This is a genomic window from Rickettsia slovaca 13-B (assembly GCF_000237845.1).
Lineage (GTDB): Bacteria > Pseudomonadota > Alphaproteobacteria > Rickettsiales > Rickettsiaceae > Rickettsia > Rickettsia rickettsii.
On record NC_016639.1, the window covers coordinates 1,047,460 to 1,063,050 of the forward strand.

Consider the following 15,591-nt stretch of genomic DNA (forward strand, 5'->3'; position numbering starts at 1 on the left):
ATTTTAATAAAATCTATTAATAAACTCAATCGATAATACAAAATATGAAAACAGCTTTTATCTTCCCCGGTCAAGGGTTGCAATTGATCGGCATGGGAAAAGATTTTTATGATAATTTTAAACCCGCCAAAGAAACTTTTCAAATCGTTGATGAAGTACTAAACCGAAAACTCACTGATATAATTTTTAATGGACCTTCTGAAGAACTTACCTTAACCACTAACGCACAACCGGCATTAATGGCAGTATCTATGGCAATAATAAATATTATCAAAGCTGAAACCGGTAAAAGTTTGGATAGTCTTTGCGATTATGCTGCCGGTCATTCGCTAGGTGAATATAGTGCTTTATGTAGCACCGAAAGTATTAACCTTGAGACAGCAGCAAAACTACTTCATATACGTAGTACATCTATGCAGGAAGCATGTCCTGAAGGTGAGGGAAGCATGGCGGCTTGTATCAATATTCCGCTTCAAAAACTTGAAGAAATATTAGAAGAGATCAACAAAATAAATTTATGCCAAATTGCCAACGATAACATCGAAGGACAAATAGTTATTAGCGGCAAGACCACAGCTATAGATCATGCTATTAGTATAATTAAAGATTTAGGTTATAAAGCAATAAAGCTGAAAGTCAGTGCTCCATTTCATTGTAGCTTAATGAAGCCGGCAGAAGAAAAAATGCGAGTAGCTCTTGATAAAGCTGTAATTAATAAACCTCTGATACCGATAATCCAAAATTATACCGCAAAACCTACTCTAGATCCTACAGAAATCAAACAAAATTTAATGCTTCAGATATGCGGGCGAGTTAGATGGCGTGAAACTTTAGAACTATTTCACAAATTAGAAATCGCTCATATAGTAGAAATAGGGGCAGGAAGCGTACTAACAAATATGCTCCGGAACATTAATTATCCATATAAGTTAAGTAATATAAGTAATTTAGAAGAACTACAGCATTGTTTAGATAACATTAGTCAATAACTGTCTCTAATAACTTCTGATTCATAAAGTTTTTAAATTAACTTAATATTATTATATGCAAATTAGTTTTAGTTTTTTTAAGCAATTACTAGAATTATTCACTAGTGATTGGCAGAGCTATTTAGACAAGGTAATAGAGGATTTTAAAATTTAGCCTTAACAGATACTAATGATACATTTTTAAAAGAAGAATGTTATAATTGCTCTTATCCAAAAAGACATTAAAGAAGGTGAATATCCATGGTATGTTGCTCCTTTTAATAAAATAGATCATGCAAGTTTATTACTTACCAATATTCTCATATATTAGAGCTTGATTATCTAAATCAAAATACGGTAAAAGCAGTAAAAAATATGCTGCGAAATAACTTCAAAGATATATATAATCCGGAAATTTATATTATTGCTAATTATGAAGAACCTATAATTAAAAACTATACAATAATAGATAAAATAGCCGAAGGTAAAGTTATTACCTTTGAAGATTTAAATATTAAATATGTAGATCACACGGATGAAGAGTTAAAATATATAGGTGATATAGTAAATGATATTAGAAAACTCGACAGCAAGTTAGTAGCAGATATTCAAATATCATCAAATTTATTTATCAATTTTATTTTGTAGATTTTCTTATTACTCAGTGTACAATCATTTTTATGGCTGCATATTTTGAAGAATTACACAATTTTCATCAAAATTTAGATAACCTCAATTTTTCCGTTACAAAAATATATTCCCGAATGCCAACCAAAAGACTATAAGAGTTTTGTCAATCTTAAAGCAATAACTTGGAATAGATTTTTAGTTAAATATCAGAAATTATTTGAGAACATTCAGAACATATTATTTAGCATCTGTAGTGATAGTGAGAATTTTGTAAAATTGTTAATTTCAGACTCTTATAATCTTAGCTTAAACAAGCGAATCGAAATTATAGAGTACTTAATAGATAAATATAAAAATGATACTAAATCTATTTATTACATAACCCAACAACTTTTTGATATTTGTGATGATAACACGGATATTAAAACTCTCGAAGCCAAGGCTAAACAGTTTTACAAATATATTGAATATTTCCGTAGTTGGGATGATTTACCTAGTTATTGGTATATGGACTTTAAAGGGCTATCCGGATGTGATAAGGAAGCTTTGATTATGGGCAATTCCGTAAAGCCGGAAAATGATTATATTTAGTTAGAAAAATTATAAAATAATTCTAGAAATTGTGCTTATTAGATGATATAAAGTAAAGCCATAACCGGAGAGATGGCCGAGTGGCCGAAGGCGGCGGTTTGCTAAACCGTTATACGGGTCATACCGTATCGAGGGTTCGAATCCCTCTCTCTCCGCCAGTCTGGATAGTTAGCCAATTCTTGTAGTTTATCGAATGGAAAAGCCAAGGAGTAATCAAGATTTCCGCCTTTCAAATTTAGGTTCACAAATACACATTATCGCCTTATTGCCTTGATTTAACAAGGATTTTAGCTCTTAATACAAACCTACTAATATGTTCTATGCTATTCATATGTTAGTTTATGCTAGACTTTTCTCTAATATTTTCTGTTACTTATACGTTATTTTCTACAAATTTCACCAATTTTAGCCATTTTTTTTCTAAAAATATGTACGCTATACAAACTAGGGGCTATTCCTCGTAAAATAAGGGATTGGAGGGCTTTTTGTAAAAATTTTTTTTAATAGAATTAATTGTTTATACCAAAATTTTTCAGTTTTTGTGTATAAAAATTGCACCTATTACCAGAATTGAGTGAGGACTTAAATAAAGCTCAAGGGTTGGGTCGGAAATATAAAGGTTTAAAAATTTCAACGTTTCTTCTTTATTACTACAGTCTGTGCTACCATTATTACACATGGTACATCCTAATTTTACTTTATCATTTGCTACTAAATCTTTTAATTGTGTTACTTCCTCTAAGGTAGCCAATTTTATATCACTTATGTTGCGAAAACCAATCTATTACTTCATTAAATATATTATTTATGCCTTGCGAAACTGTCCTTCTTATATCATTTATATCTTCATTAGTACGCCAAGAAACATAAGGTAAACTACTATCGTATTTGTGAAACAACCCCCAACACCAACCTTGTACTCCTTCTGTATTTCCAAGTGTTGATTTATATAATTCATCTCATTTATAAATAATTTTTGTTCTTTCATTTTTTACTTCTTACAATAGTTAAATTCTATTTATTCAAAATAACCTAGCTATTTCAGCTTTTGATTACAACATAAATTATAAAAATCTGCTAAATCATAAGTAGGAAAACCTATAATACACTATATAAATATAAGGTTTATCTCCTGTAACCTTAGGTTTAATAGAATTTATATATGAGTAGCAATTACACACCAAAAAATTACGGTTTATTCGGACAGTACATAAGTAAGATATCAAAAGCCATAATTACTAAATATAGAAAATAATATAAGCAATACTAAAAGTAGTAATTAATATGCAAAGATATTTAGACCCAACGAATGATAGTTTGTTTAAAAAAATCTTTCGTGATTTAGAGAGATTAAAGGAATGTATCAATGCAGTTCTTGAACTTCAGGAGGGTTTTAGAATTAAAGAAATAGAGTTTATGCCCATAGAGCAAGTACCTATGCTCAATAAAGGAAAAAAAGCATATTTGATTTAAAGGTTAAAGATGAAGCCGGTAGCTGGTATATAATCGAGATGCAAAATAGCAGAAATTAAGGAATAAATCTAAGGCGTTAACTACGCAATCACAACATACAAAATCGTATCCCGCTACCCAGTAAACGACCTCTTCAGCTCATTGGTGGGAAAGGACGAACCCACATAAGATATTATAACACTTCAATACTCAACTTACAATAATTATAGCTTAGTAGTTGAGATATTATTTAAAGGATTAAATTATGACTGATTTAATCAAACAATTTGAGGTGCTACTGTCATTCCCGCGAGGCATTGTTGCGTGGATCAATTTCACCTCTATCATCCCGTGGCTTGACCGCGGGATCCAGTTAAAAATACTAAAATTATTAGTATTTTTTATTGTTTTTATGGACCCTGTGGTCAAGCCACGGGATGATAGAGGTGAAATTGATCCACACAACAATGCCTTCCTGCGAAAGCGGAAATCCAGTGCTTTAAAGCTTTTTTAAAAGTTTTACCTTGAAAAAAATGATATAATAAGAAATCTTTAAAATTAAGATTTTTTAGCCTGGATCCCTGCTTTCGCAGGGATGACATCTAGGGCTTTTTAAAAATTGTCCGGTACTATACTTAGTGACACGCCAGCAAATAGAGCGGTCATTGTCCTTAAGTGCAACAGACACAACCTCAATTGCTAATGAGATTGCGGTTGCTGCAAATGTAGTAACTGATTGTTTAAAATAATTAACTAATATATTAAATTACTAATTGTAATTATTATCATTTATTAAAATAATCTCTCTTAATCTTCTATATATTCAAAAATTCCCTAAATCAATTCCAATTTATTTATGCTTTTAGTTAAATTTCTATTGCGTTCTTAAAGTTTCTTATTATGATTCTGTCCATAGCTCATTTTTAACAAAATATTAAAATTTATAGAATTTAATAAGGATGTAATTATGTTCATACTAAACATTTTTAAAACAAACTGGCACAAAAGATTATCCAAAAGTACAACAAGTGACCTTAGTAATAAAAATATAACTGATGAACAAGCAAAAGATTTAGCTGCAGCACTTAAAAAGCTAATAGATCTTTAACGTCGCTTTATCTTCCTTGGAACAACATAGGCGAGGCAACATTTAAAATAATTAATGAATATCTGTACAGAAATAAAACTATAACCAAAAAAAGCAGAAAAGAAATATGAAGAACAGCAAAAGCAAGAACTAGAAACACAACAAGTAGAGGAAGAAAAAAGAAAACTATTGGAAGAACAAGAAAAACAACAGCAAAACCTCAAGCTTGATGAGCTAAAATATAATCAACTAATTTTAGTAATAAAAGAAAGTAAGGAAGAAGAAGCAGAAAATTTAGTTAAAGAGCTAAACGGTGACACGCTTAACAAGATAGACGATAAAACGATACGGCTTTAACTTTAGCTGCTTATAAAGGATTAGATAAAGTTTGCAACTAATCTCTAAAATGTCTAATCAGGCTATTAGTACTATTAATAGCAATGGTGAAACGGTTTTAACTTATGCTGCTAGTAAAGGCTTAAGTAAAGTATGCATGCAACTAATCCCTCTAATGAGCGATCCGGCTATTAATACTATTACCAAAACTTATTACTATAGCCTTAACTTTAGCTGTATGGAAGGGTTTAGAAAGGGTTTGTGAGTTATATTAATACCTAGAACGACTATTCAAGCTATTCATCATGTTAATAATAAAGGTGAAACAGTATTAAATTTAGTTATAAAAAATAATTTTAAAAATATATATGACTTATTAACTTTAAGAGTAAATGGGCTAAATAATCAATTCAATAAAACAAATATATATAAGAACGAGGACGAAAAACTTATTATTGCAGAGGAAGCAGACAAGCCCATATAGAGAATAGCTTATATAGAATACTTAATAAGGTTCAGAAGCTAACAGATAAAAACAACATAATAAATATAACTCAAAGTATAACAGAACTTATAGGAAACGAAATTACCGAGGGGACAGTTGTAGATTTAGAAGATGAAGTTAATGAAATGGCAGAAAAACAAACGCAACAAAAGTTAAATCCAAGCATATTATAGATTTCCGGCATATATTTATGTTTCAGCCAAATCTCAAGGCTACCGATAATATAAAGGTTATTTTTAGCTCTGCTAATACCGACGTTTAAAACGTTTGGCTTTTGCGTCATTATATTTCGTGCACCTTTATCAAGAGGATGCTGAGCTCCTAGTAGTATTATTACCGTATCATTTTCTGTGCCTTGAAATGCATGAATAGTGGCGATATTTTTATATCCAAATGCTTGAATTGTTTTCTCATATCTTGAATCGTCATATATTTCATTCAATACCGTAACATCATCTATTTTTGTTTGATATAAAGAATTACGGTCAGCTAGGTTTTGCAATGAAACTTCCGAAGGTGACCACTCAGGATATGAAACCTTAAAATGTTCACATAATTTGATTAAATCTTGCTTTAATATAGAAATAGGATCTGTTTGCAGCGGATCACCGACTACTACGACTTTTGTTGATTTGTAAATAGCACTAGCTGCGTATTGTGGCGGTATCTACCCTGCTTCATCAATAAATAACCAAGGAATTGCATTATGTTCGGATGTTGCCAACATTTTATCGAATGAGTGAAAAGTTGTAGACACAACAGGTATGACCATAAAGAAATTTTGCCAAGCAATTTTGTAAGTTAAAAATTTTCTTGCCAATTTTTCCAAAATAAATCTTCTTCAAAATCCTTAATATTGAAATATTTATCTTTTAAACTTACGATAGCCAAGCTTATATCGTCGTTAAGCTGTTTTATTTCTTCTACAGAAGCTTCAATTTTCTTAATTGCAGCTTTAATATTCTTAATATCAGTTTTTATCCGGTCAATTTCTTCTGAAGATTTATTTTTTAGCTTAATTAAATCCCGTTTTTGCTCATAGCAAGAATTGTATTTTGCGGTTTTAAAAAATGCATGAATTTTTTCAAAAAAACCCAAATTTAATAATTTTATTTCACAATCAATTTTAAGTATTTTTAGAGCTTTTATAATCAAGCTCTAATTCTAACTCATTTTACTCTTCTTTTTTTCTGCATATATCACTCCTAAATCCTCTTCCTTAATTAACTCTCTTTTCTTTTTATTAAATTCAATAACTGATGCAATATTTTCATAAACTTCATGAATTTCACTGTATAAATTGTTAAAACCAGCACACGCTTCTTTCCATTCATTATTAATTTCATCTATAGAATTACAATACTCAGGTTTAAAATGTGCAGGGGCTTTATCTCTACATTTATTATTAACTAGCAGATTAAGATATTGCAGCATTGTATGTTTTTCATCATTCTTATCATCGTTTTCTTCTTCATCTTTATATTTCCAAAACTTATTTGAAAATCTCTTTTTATTTCCATGATTAACGAGCACCGCAGCAAATATACCCCTATCTTTCTCTTTTTCCTCTTTCAATAAAAGTTATTTAAAATAACTTAAATCTTTATGATATAGCTTATCTATTTTACTATATAACGATATTTCTTTAGATATATTTTCAACGGCATTGTTATTAGATGATGCAACAACCATACCGTAAGTTTGTAATTCCGGTTTTAAAGAATTAACATGATAATCAAAATTTGGTGTATGTAAGGAAGATTTTTTATTTTGAAACCCCTCCTTAGGATCTTCTAAAGTTGCTAAATATGAAGCACGATCTACATAGATATTTACTATAAGATCAAAAAGTATAGTGGTTTTCCTGTACCAGGTGGACCATTAACAGCAAAAAGCTTTCCTGAAAAGAGGGTAATACCAAATTAATCGCAACAGCTTGCAGTACCGCAAGAGAGTGACTCGGCGATGAACACCAACGCGTCGGTTGCATCATAAATGGAGATAACAGTTCTTGTAGACTTTCTTGATGCTTTAAAACATCTATGGAATCCGGCTTATCTTCTTTACCGAGATATTTGGCAATTGCTGATTCCGAGTCAAATTTTTCTATATTACTTCGTACAAAATCTAATGGTCTTAGAAAAAAACTATTAAACATTTCTAAGGAAGGAGCGACAAAATTATAAATTACCGGTTTATCTTTTTTCTTTTTATGCGAGGTAACTCTTCTTAAGCATATTTCAGAGCGGCTAAATAAATATTTTTTGTCAATTTCTAACTTCTGCACTACAAGATCAATCATAAGATTAATCATTTTTAAATCTAGAGTTTTAACTCAAGAATCTTGCTTTTTATCCTTAAAATATATTCTCTCACTTTCTGAAAATACTTCCTCTATTAGGCTGTTATTATTATCTAACCCAAATAGGATATAATAAATGCAAAATAATAAGGAAATTATTAAATATATAGTGTCTAGCATTTGGTCTTATCCTTTTGGAATCCTATAAACTGGTCACCAAGCATACAATTAGCTACCTTAAGTTATATATTGTCTTGTTTAATTGATGGGAATGATGCATATCCATGAAGATGCACAAATAATAAATAATGACCAGGAATGGCTTAAAAGCAATCAAACTTATACCTTTTATAATACCCAATTTCTATCTTCTCCGTTATATGGAACTTGCAAAAGAGATACCTATATGCCTAAAAAGATTATTTCATCAATTTGATGATGAGAATTATATACCCAATGAAGCGTTAGCCTCTCATAAGCTCATAAATAACTTTTCTAATTTATTGAAGCATTTTAAACTAACTCCTCTTATAGATTCTACTGATTTTAATCCTAACTATTTTATGGTATGGAGTTAGGCAAAAAATTTAGGGAATATTCCTAAATATTTTGGTCAAAAGCTAAAGCGTGTTTGTAATAATATAGAAGAAGCAGAAAATTATTGGGAGAGTTATGAACCGGAGGCATTCTCTCATTTTTCTACCTTTCATGAGTTTATAAATACAATAACACATTGTAATGATGCATTATTAGGTTGTAGAGATATTAGATCAGATATATATTACAATGAACTATAGTTAATTCAGATGAATACAACTTTCTTCTTTAGCAAATAAAGCAATGAATGCCTATATAGTCAAATGCACATTTAAACCGCTTCAACGCACATAGCCATACCCATACCGCCACCGATACATAAAGTAACTAAGCCTTTTTTAGCTTTAGCTCTGCGTAAGCCGTGTATCAGAGTAATAAGTACACGTCCGCCGCTTGCCCCGATCGGATGACCGATGGCTATTGCTCCACCGTTAACATTAACCTTCTCCATATCCCATTTCATTTCACGGTTTACATAAATACTTTGAGCGGCAAACGCCTCATTAACCTCGATAACTTCCAAATCATTAACGCTCCAACCTGCTTTACTTAAAGCTTTTTTGGATGCAGGAACAGGGGCAGTACCCATAATACTTGGATCAACACCGGCTGAAGCATAAGAAACAATACGAGCTAGCGGCGTTAAATTATGCTTTTTCAAAGCTTCTTCGGAAACTACCATAAGACATGCCGCACCGTCATTAATAGAGGAAGCATTACCCGCTGTAACTACACCGTTTTTATCAAAAGCAGGACGTAATTTACTCAGAATTTCAAGGCTGATATCAGGTCTTACTGTTTCATCATGATCAAACAAACTAGTAGTTTTTTTAATCGTTACTTCGATAGGTAAGATTTCATCTTTAAAAACTCCTGCTAGCTGTGCTTTAGCTGCTTTCTTGTGAGAGCTTAAGGCAAACTCGTCCTGCTGTTGTCTGCTAATATTAAACTGTTTCGAGATATTTTCGGCTGTAATACCCATAAATACTCCTGAAAATACATCGGTTAATCCGTCATACTGCATTAGATCAACCATTTTAATATCGCCGAATTTAGCTCCTGCTCTGATATAGCTACCGTGCATACCGAGCGACATATTCTCCTGCCCACCTGCTATAACTATTTCATTATCACCCGTCATAATTGAATTTGCTGCAAGTACTACGCTTTTAAGACCTGAGCCGCATACTTTATTAATCGTATAGCCCGGCACTTCTTTCGGTATTCCCGCATAAATCAGAGTTTGCCTCGCCGGATTCTGCCCGCTACCGCCGGTTATTACCTGTCCAAGGATTACCTCACCTACTAAAGCTGGATCGATTTTGCTATTTTGCATTATATCCTTTATTAAATGAGCAGCAAGCATAGGTGCAGCCGTTGTACTAAGGCTACCTATAAACGAGCCGAAAGCAGTCCTTTTCGCATAAGTTATATAAACCGGTTTTGTCATAATGTGTACTCCTTAAACAATTTATCTAGTTTATCATTTATTAAATAACTAATATGTCCGCCTGCTACATCTATAAGCTTAGAGTTTTTTAATAATTTTTGCAAAGGTAAAATGGAAAATTTAGGTACTATTTGATCATCTTCTGCTGCTACTATATATATACAGGACAATGAATTAAACTCGGATCAATAATAAAATTATTCGATTTTCCATTTAAGATTTATAAACATATTTTCATCTAATATATTTTGTATAATTTGATTATAAACCTCCTTAGATATACTATTACCTGACATAAGCCAATTCTCTATTCTCAATGCTAATTCTTGCTCCTTATCGGAAGTTATAGAGAAAAATTTTTTTAATTTAGCATTGAAATAATCAGGGAATAAAAGAAAAAATAAAATTTGAATATGAATTTTAGGAATTATCGGTAAATTGTCTATGCCACTATCTAGTTTTAAATATCGATGCAACATTCTTATATAGAAAAAATGAGAAAAATCCCACGGGCAGGTAAGTAAAGTCAGAGTTTTGATAAGATTTAGGCATAAGTACGTTTGTAGCTATCGCAAGGTTACCGCCGATACAATGACCTATTAAATTAATGTCTTTAATTTTCAAATTATCTATTACTTCGATTATTTTATGCACATAGTCGTCTAGTAAATATTTAGGTTCCTCAATCTCTAGCCAATCTATTAAATAAACTTCACCGTAGCTTCTCAAATTTTCAATAAAACTTTTGTCACGAGCTAAAAAAAATATTTCCAGTGAGTTGAAGATAGAGAGGATGATTAGGAAAGTTTTGATGTCATCCTGACTTCTTTCTATGTCATTCCCGACTTCCCCTTTGTCATTCTCACGAAAGCGGGAATCCATTTTTAATTTATTTTTACTGGAATCTCTGGACAAACCACGGGATAACGCCGAGTAATACAACACCCTATAATGCTCTGTTTGCATTACTATTTTACCTGATTTTAAATATTAATTACCTAAATTATGTGTCTTTGTATAATTATTATAAAGGTCAAAATATTCCTGTAGTTTATTACTATCTAGCATTGAGAGTATCTAGTAATTCTTGACAAAAGGCTAAATATATTGTATAAGTTCAGCACCTTCAGAATGTAATAACAAGTATATAGGCTCTAAAGTTTTAGGGGAAATATCTTTTCATAAAATCTTGAAGTGCTTAAGTTTTTTTTTTGTCCTTAGGGATTTATAATGCTAAGTACCTCATCACGATCGTTTAAAAACAAATTCAGAGCGGCATTTTGGCCTGTGCATAATTACGAACTCGGAAAGTTTATTCCGATGAGTACCTTAATGTTTTGTATTTTATTTAATCAAAATGTTTTACGAATCTTAAAAGATAGTATTTTAATCTCCGAGATTAGTGCAGAAATAGCAGGTTTTGCTAAAGTTTATTGCGTTACGCCTGCCGCTGCTTTATTCGTGATTATTTATGCTAAAATGATTAATTATCTTACTTTTGAAAAGATCTTTTATTATTTAAGTGCATTTTTTATCAGCTTTTTTGTTTTATTCACTTTTGTAATCTATCCTAATATTCATATTTTTCATGTACATCCCGATAATCTAGCTGACTGGATGGAACGTTATCCTCATTTTAAGTGGTACATCTCATTAGTAGGTAATTGGGGTTATATAGTATATTATAGTCTTGCCGAGCTTTGGCCTAATATTTTTTACGTATTATTATTTTGGCAGTTTGCTAATGAACTTACTACTACCGAAGAAGCAAAAAGATTTTATACTCTCTTTTCGCTATTCGGCAACTCTTCTTTAATATTAGTCGGCTTTTTAATGATGAATCTATCATCGGAAGATACTATTATTAAGAAGTTTATGAGTATTTCGGATAGTAAAATCACTTTAGTTCAAGTATCCACGACAATTGTGGCAATTGTTGCTATTATTTGTTGTTTGTTAGTTAGATTTATTAGCAAGAACGTTTTTACTAATCCGTTATTTTATGCTAAAGCAAAAAGCGGTCGCTCAACTTCAGAACGTATGGGGCTAATTAAAAGCTTTAAATATATTGCGAAATCAAAATATTTATGGCTACTTTTAATTTGTTCGGCAGCTTTCGGATTTGCTATTAACTTAGTCGAAGCCGTATGGAAAGCAAAAATTAAGGAATTATATCCGACTGTAAATACCTATGCTGAATTTAACAGTCTGTATATACTTTGGACAGGCGTGGCAATAATGGTTATGACCATCATCGGTAATAACATTATGCGTATGCACAACTGGTTTGTAGCAGCAGTTATTTCACCGGTTATAATAATGGTGACCGGCATTTTGTTCTTTGTACTTATCGTATTTGACCAACAAATTTTATCATTATTTGATGGAGCAATTTTAATGTCACCTCTTGCTCTTGCCGTTTCAATCGGTGGTATTCAAAATATTTTAGCTAAAGGTACTAAATATTCTATATGGGATACTTCAAGAGAAATGTTATATATCCCTCTTGATGAGGAGCTTAAAACCAAAGGCAAAGCTGCGGTTGACGTGATAAGTGCAAAAGTCGGCAAATCCTCTAGCGGTCTTGTGCAATCTATTATTTTTACTTTAGTTCCAACCGCTACTTTTACCTTAATCTCACCAATTCTAATGGTGGTATTTACTTTTGTATGCTTAGCGTGGATTTATGCAGTAAGAAAAATATATTTTGAATATCAAAAAATAGCATAAAATAAATTATTGTCATCCCGCGACTTGACCACGGAATCTAAGAATACAAGTCTGTGACCAAGATACCGTGGTCAAGCCACGGTATGACACCGAACGCGTTTTTTGATCCACGCGGGTAATGCCCTTTTTAGCTAGGAACCTTACAGCATAAAACTATCGATGTTACTATGAATCAATCTCTCCTAAAGCTTTAGTCTCTATATTATCTAAGAAAATCTCAAAATCCTTTAAGATATCGTCTTTACTTTAATAAGAAGGCGGTTTAAATGAAGTTAGGGTAACTTTTTCACTCTTTATAAAATTATGAGGCTGAGGTTAATCCTTAAGTTTAATAGTAACAACTTCGCCTGCTAGAGAGTTCGGATATCTGTTCTTATTAATTGAATCTGGATGCGTAATTTCTAGGTTTTTTGGAGTATTATCTTCCTTGTTCTTACTACGGAATGAAAAAATTCTAGATGATGGCATTTGATTTACATTTTATTTAAAAAACGCTATTTATTATAGGGCAATAATTTATATTTAACAAGCAGGATGGTTAATTGTCATAAACTTTTCTATCATTCTAGTAACGGAACGTTCTAGCTCAATATCTAATTTTGAATAATCAGAAAAGTTAAACCATTTAAGTTCATTCGATTCGTTATTTTTTATAAAATTATCATTATTTACTGTTTTTAGTAAAAATCGTACATCATAGTGATAATGAGCAGGCTCCTTATGAGTTCGCGGAATATAATGGGTGTCTATATCAAAAATCTCCTTATTTATCGTTTTGATTTCATTAATTCCGGATTCTTCTATAGCTTCTTTAACCGCTACATTTAATATATTACTATCTCCATCACAATGACCGCCTGGTTGAAGCCACTTATCAAGCTTTTTATGGTGCATCAATAAAAATTTAGTTTTATCATTATTAAGTAAAAAAGCCGAAGCAGTGAAATGTCCTATTTGTAAATCTCAGCTAAAAGGGTTTTCATATTCATTTAAAAATTCAAGCATTTTTGTTTTTGTAACAATTTCTTCAGGATATGTACTACTGTAATTTTGTAGTTTAATATATAATTCATTCATAATGATAATTTTTTATGTATAGAGCTTTGATATTTAACTCAAATTTCTCTGCTAAGTCAAATGATAATAATTGCATAAAATTATATTGTCCATGTTTCATGGTAATTATCATTGACAATTAGTTTATTTTTATGCTTAACAAAATAGTCGAATTATTTAGAAGTGATGATACCAACCCCTTGGTATGGTAAGCTTGCAGTAGTAAGAGCATGTGCTGTTGGAATTTATGTGATAGCAGGTGATTTACTTAAATCTCCGGCTTTTATTCTCAAATGTGGTGCCGATATAGTAGCAACAATGGGAGCAATGCTAGCATATGAGCATTATACAGACGCAACTTCGCAAGAAAGTCCGATGATAGGAAATGAAGCACAAGCTGCAATATAATAATAAAATATTTTTAACGAATTTAGAGGACACACCGACTCTAAATTCGTATTCATTGACCATTCAAACCGTTTTTTAGTCTAATTTTGACTTGTTTTAAAGAACGAGGAGTTGCGTCCGTAACTTCAATTTCAATATTTTCTGAAATATCTATTCTAGTACCGATAGCCGGAACACTACTGACTCTAGTCAATACTAATCCACCTATCGTATCAAACTCATCATAATCATTGTGTAGCTTTTCTCCTATTATTTCTTCAAGCACTTCTACTTCAACACGTGCATTTGAAATAATTGTTGAGTTATTAATAACCTTGAAATTATCGCTATCTAATTGCTGATCATGCTCATCATCTATTCGTCCTACTATTTCTTCTATAAGATCTTCAATAGTAACTAAACCGTCAGTACCGCCATACTCATCAACAACTATTGCAATATGTGTTCTCTCACGACGCATTTTTGCTAGCAAATCTAATAATTTCATAGAAGGAGCTGCAATTATATGCTTACGTATAAGCTTTTTTAAACGACCGTTTTGCTTTGTAGCCAATGCTTTAAATAAATCCTTGATATGAATGAACCCTACTACATTATCCAAAGTACCGTCATATATAAGAGTTCGTGTATGTGGGACTTCTAACTTAATAGACTCACTTAATTCTTCTAGATTCGTAGTTAATTTTATTGCCACAATATCGGAACGCGGTACCATTATATCTTCAATAGTTTTATCTTCTAGCTCCAATAAATTAGCTAAAATATTACGCTCGTCTAAAGTCATTTTTTGGCTATTAATTTTAAGGCGTTTTATGACACCAAAAAAATTATCGGGCGTTTTTGTTTTTCTAAAAAAATTTTTTATCGGAGAGAATAATTTTCGTACAGTAAAAATTAACTTATTATTTTGATTTTTTTTACTAGAATCTTCTTTTTTTGAAGATTTTAACATAAATTTTTTTATTTAGTTAATAAGGGGGGAAAATACCGAAATATGATAATATTTCAATTTCTAGATTTTCCATAATATTTGCTTCTGTGTCATTTTGATGATCAAAACCAATTAAGTGTAAAATACTATGTATTAAAAGATGAATAAAATGATTCTCAAAAGTTTTGTGCTGCTCGCACGATTCATTATATATTACCTCATAACAAAATGCTATATCACCTAAATGCATATAATCAGAGTCACCTAAAAATTCAAGTTTAGAATATAAATCCTGCCAACTTAATTCGTTGCTTGGAAAAGAAAGAACGTTAGTAGCTTTTTCTATATTACGAAATTGTTTGTTTAAGGTCAATATTTCTGCAGCATTTGTTAGTAAAATTGATAATTCAAATTGTTTTATTTTACTAAAATTATCAAACCGCGATAAAATATTTTGAGTTATTTTTTTGATTAAACTCTTATTTATCTGCTTATGCTCACGCCATTTGTTGTAGTTTCTTACAATTTCTACGTTTATCATTGTACCA

Annotated in this window: 21 protein-coding genes, 1 tRNA gene and 1 pseudogene; 11 read left to right on the forward strand and 12 right to left on the reverse strand. The window is 31.2% G+C overall.

Features of this window, described 5'->3' with window-relative positions:
* Window positions 1–44 precede the first annotated feature (44 nt).
* The 4 genes from fabD to RSL_RS05765 all read left to right on the forward strand — a co-directional run bounded on the left by fabD (window position 45) and on the right by RSL_RS05765 (window position 2,347).
* Window positions 45–989 carry an ACP S-malonyltransferase gene (fabD, locus tag RSL_RS05740; protein ID WP_014273755.1) on the forward strand — a complete coding sequence of 315 codons (945 nt, stop codon included), beginning with the start codon at window positions 45–47 and terminating at the stop codon, window positions 987–989.
* 354 nt (window positions 990–1,343) lie between these two features.
* Window positions 1,344–1,616: a hypothetical protein gene (locus tag RSL_RS05750; RefSeq protein WP_014419929.1), complete on the forward strand. Its 273-nt coding sequence runs from the start codon at window positions 1,344–1,346 to the stop codon at window positions 1,614–1,616.
* Between the two features lie 258 nt (window positions 1,617–1,874).
* Window positions 1,875–2,189, forward strand: coding sequence for a hypothetical protein (locus tag RSL_RS05760; protein ID WP_014419930.1), 315 nt, complete (start codon window positions 1,875–1,877; stop codon window positions 2,187–2,189).
* A 66-nt stretch (window positions 2,190–2,255) separates the two neighbouring features.
* Window positions 2,256–2,347 (forward strand) — tRNA-Ser (locus RSL_RS05765).
* A gap of 374 nt (window positions 2,348–2,721) precedes the next feature.
* Here the strand turns inward: RSL_RS05765 and RSL_RS05770 are convergent.
* Window positions 2,722–2,940 (reverse strand): hypothetical protein, encoded by a 219-nt coding sequence (locus RSL_RS05770; protein ID WP_014419931.1) that lies wholly within the window; start codon window positions 2,938–2,940, stop codon window positions 2,722–2,724.
* A 7-nt stretch (window positions 2,941–2,947) separates the two neighbouring features.
* Window positions 2,948–3,088: a hypothetical protein gene (locus RSL_RS09155; RefSeq protein WP_162467689.1), complete on the reverse strand. Its 141-nt coding sequence runs from the start codon at window positions 3,086–3,088 to the stop codon at window positions 2,948–2,950.
* A gap of 385 nt (window positions 3,089–3,473) precedes the next feature.
* On the opposite strand from RSL_RS09155, the gene RSL_RS05775 reads away from it, so the two are divergent.
* From RSL_RS05775 to RSL_RS05790, 5 genes are all read left to right on the forward strand, one after another.
* Window positions 3,474–3,662: a hypothetical protein gene (locus RSL_RS05775; protein ID WP_004997554.1), complete on the forward strand. Its 189-nt coding sequence runs from the start codon at window positions 3,474–3,476 to the stop codon at window positions 3,660–3,662.
* A gap of 244 nt (window positions 3,663–3,906) precedes the next feature.
* A complete protein-coding gene (locus tag RSL_RS05780) occupies window positions 3,907–4,155 on the forward strand; it encodes a palindromic element RPE4 domain-containing protein (RefSeq protein ID WP_014419933.1) in 249 nt (82 codons plus the stop codon).
* Between the two features lie 453 nt (window positions 4,156–4,608).
* Entirely contained in the window at window positions 4,609–4,749 is a 141-nt protein-coding gene (locus RSL_RS10205; RefSeq protein WP_014419934.1) for a hypothetical protein, read from the forward strand.
* A 168-nt stretch (window positions 4,750–4,917) separates the two neighbouring features.
* Window positions 4,918–5,085 (forward strand): hypothetical protein, encoded by a 168-nt coding sequence (locus RSL_RS09390; protein WP_014273756.1) that lies wholly within the window; start codon window positions 4,918–4,920, stop codon window positions 5,083–5,085.
* 31 nt (window positions 5,086–5,116) lie between these two features.
* Window positions 5,117–5,329 carry a hypothetical protein gene (locus tag RSL_RS05790; protein WP_081463631.1) on the forward strand — a complete coding sequence of 71 codons (213 nt, stop codon included), beginning with the start codon at window positions 5,117–5,119 and terminating at the stop codon, window positions 5,327–5,329.
* A gap of 289 nt (window positions 5,330–5,618) precedes the next feature.
* Here RSL_RS05790 and RSL_RS05795 read toward each other — a convergent pair whose 3' ends face one another.
* The 6 genes and pseudogenes from RSL_RS05795 to RSL_RS10730 all read right to left on the reverse strand — a co-directional run bounded on the left by RSL_RS05795 (window position 5,619) and on the right by RSL_RS10730 (window position 10,986).
* Window positions 5,619–6,236 (reverse strand): AAA domain-containing protein, encoded by a 618-nt coding sequence (locus RSL_RS05795; protein ID WP_324602887.1) that lies wholly within the window; start codon window positions 6,234–6,236, stop codon window positions 5,619–5,621.
* A 134-nt stretch (window positions 6,237–6,370) separates the two neighbouring features.
* A complete protein-coding gene (locus RSL_RS05805) occupies window positions 6,371–6,667 on the reverse strand; it encodes a hypothetical protein (RefSeq protein ID WP_016926541.1) in 297 nt (98 codons plus the stop codon).
* 66 nt (window positions 6,668–6,733) lie between these two features.
* Window positions 6,734–7,144 carry a hypothetical protein gene (locus RSL_RS05810; RefSeq protein ID WP_041472111.1) on the reverse strand — a complete coding sequence of 137 codons (411 nt, stop codon included), beginning with the start codon at window positions 7,142–7,144 and terminating at the stop codon, window positions 6,734–6,736.
* A 268-nt stretch (window positions 7,145–7,412) separates the two neighbouring features.
* Window positions 7,413–7,871: a hypothetical protein gene (locus RSL_RS05815; protein ID WP_231287691.1), complete on the reverse strand. Its 459-nt coding sequence runs from the start codon at window positions 7,869–7,871 to the stop codon at window positions 7,413–7,415.
* Window positions 7,872–8,739: 868 nt separating this feature from the next.
* Window positions 8,740–9,918, reverse strand: a complete 1,179-nt coding sequence (locus tag RSL_RS05825) for an acetyl-CoA C-acetyltransferase (protein WP_014273759.1) — start codon at window positions 9,916–9,918, stop codon at window positions 8,740–8,742.
* Window positions 9,915–10,986: pseudogene (locus RSL_RS10730) on the reverse strand (alpha/beta fold hydrolase). Before RSL_RS10730 ends, RSL_RS05825 begins: the two are co-directional and overlap by 4 nt.
* 162 nt (window positions 10,987–11,148) lie before the next feature.
* Between RSL_RS10730 and tlc5 the strand changes: the two are divergent.
* Entirely contained in the window at window positions 11,149–12,648 is a 1,500-nt protein-coding gene (gene tlc5 / locus RSL_RS05840; RefSeq protein WP_014419937.1) for a GTP/GDP exchange transporter Tlc5, read from the forward strand.
* Window positions 12,649–13,170: 522 nt separating this feature from the next.
* On the opposite strand, the gene RSL_RS05845 is transcribed toward tlc5, so the two are convergent.
* The gene (locus RSL_RS05845) at window positions 13,171–13,602 is read right to left on the reverse strand and encodes an NUDIX hydrolase (RefSeq protein ID WP_081463632.1); all 432 of its coding nucleotides are present in this window, start codon (window positions 13,600–13,602) and stop codon (window positions 13,171–13,173) included.
* 9 nt (window positions 13,603–13,611) lie between these two features.
* The gene (locus RSL_RS05850; RefSeq protein WP_014411033.1) at window positions 13,612–13,725 is read right to left on the reverse strand and encodes a hypothetical protein; all 114 of its coding nucleotides are present in this window, start codon (window positions 13,723–13,725) and stop codon (window positions 13,612–13,614) included.
* A 165-nt stretch (window positions 13,726–13,890) separates the two neighbouring features.
* On the opposite strand from RSL_RS05850, the gene RSL_RS05855 reads away from it, so the two are divergent.
* Entirely contained in the window at window positions 13,891–14,112 is a 222-nt protein-coding gene (locus RSL_RS05855; RefSeq protein WP_004997533.1) for a hypothetical protein, read from the forward strand.
* 52 nt (window positions 14,113–14,164) lie between these two features.
* On the opposite strand, the gene tlyC is transcribed toward RSL_RS05855, so the two are convergent.
* Together tlyC and ybeY are read right to left on the reverse strand one after the other, a co-directional pair.
* Window positions 14,165–15,064 (reverse strand): hemolysin C, encoded by a 900-nt coding sequence (tlyC, locus tag RSL_RS05860; protein WP_014273762.1) that lies wholly within the window; start codon window positions 15,062–15,064, stop codon window positions 14,165–14,167.
* 16 nt (window positions 15,065–15,080) lie between these two features.
* Window positions 15,081–15,584 (reverse strand): rRNA maturation RNase YbeY, encoded by a 504-nt coding sequence (ybeY, locus tag RSL_RS05865; protein WP_014273763.1) that lies wholly within the window; start codon window positions 15,582–15,584, stop codon window positions 15,081–15,083.
* Window positions 15,585–15,591: the final 7 nt, after the last annotated feature.

Bases quoted from the DNA above. Each gene is read 5' to 3' on its own strand.
- fabD (WP_014273755.1), top strand. From the start codon at position 45: ATGAAAACAGCTTTTATCTTCCCCGGTCAAGGGTTGCAATTGATCGGC.
- RSL_RS05750 (WP_014419929.1), top strand. From the start codon at position 1,344: ATGCTGCGAAATAACTTCAAAGATATATATAATCCGGAAATTTATATT.
- RSL_RS05775 (WP_004997554.1), top strand. From the start codon at position 3,474: ATGCAAAGATATTTAGACCCAACGAATGATAGTTTGTTTAAAAAAATC.
- RSL_RS05780 (WP_014419933.1), top strand. From the start codon at position 3,907: ATGACTGATTTAATCAAACAATTTGAGGTGCTACTGTCATTCCCGCGA.
- RSL_RS10205 (WP_014419934.1), top strand. From the start codon at position 4,609: ATGTTCATACTAAACATTTTTAAAACAAACTGGCACAAAAGATTATCC.
- RSL_RS05815 (WP_231287691.1), bottom strand. From the start codon at position 7,871: ATGATTGATCTTGTAGTGCAGAAGTTAGAAATTGACAAAAAATATTTA.
- RSL_RS05825 (WP_014273759.1), bottom strand. From the start codon at position 9,918: ATGACAAAACCGGTTTATATAACTTATGCGAAAAGGACTGCTTTCGGC.
- tlc5 (WP_014419937.1), top strand. From the start codon at position 11,149: ATGCTAAGTACCTCATCACGATCGTTTAAAAACAAATTCAGAGCGGCA.
- RSL_RS05850 (WP_014411033.1), bottom strand. From the start codon at position 13,725: ATGAATGAATTATATATTAAACTACAAAATTACAGTAGTACATATCCT.
- RSL_RS05855 (WP_004997533.1), top strand. From the start codon at position 13,891: ATGATACCAACCCCTTGGTATGGTAAGCTTGCAGTAGTAAGAGCATGT.
- tlyC (WP_014273762.1), bottom strand. From the start codon at position 15,064: ATGTTAAAATCTTCAAAAAAAGAAGATTCTAGTAAAAAAAATCAAAAT.
- ybeY (WP_014273763.1), bottom strand. From the start codon at position 15,584: ATGATAAACGTAGAAATTGTAAGAAACTACAACAAATGGCGTGAGCAT.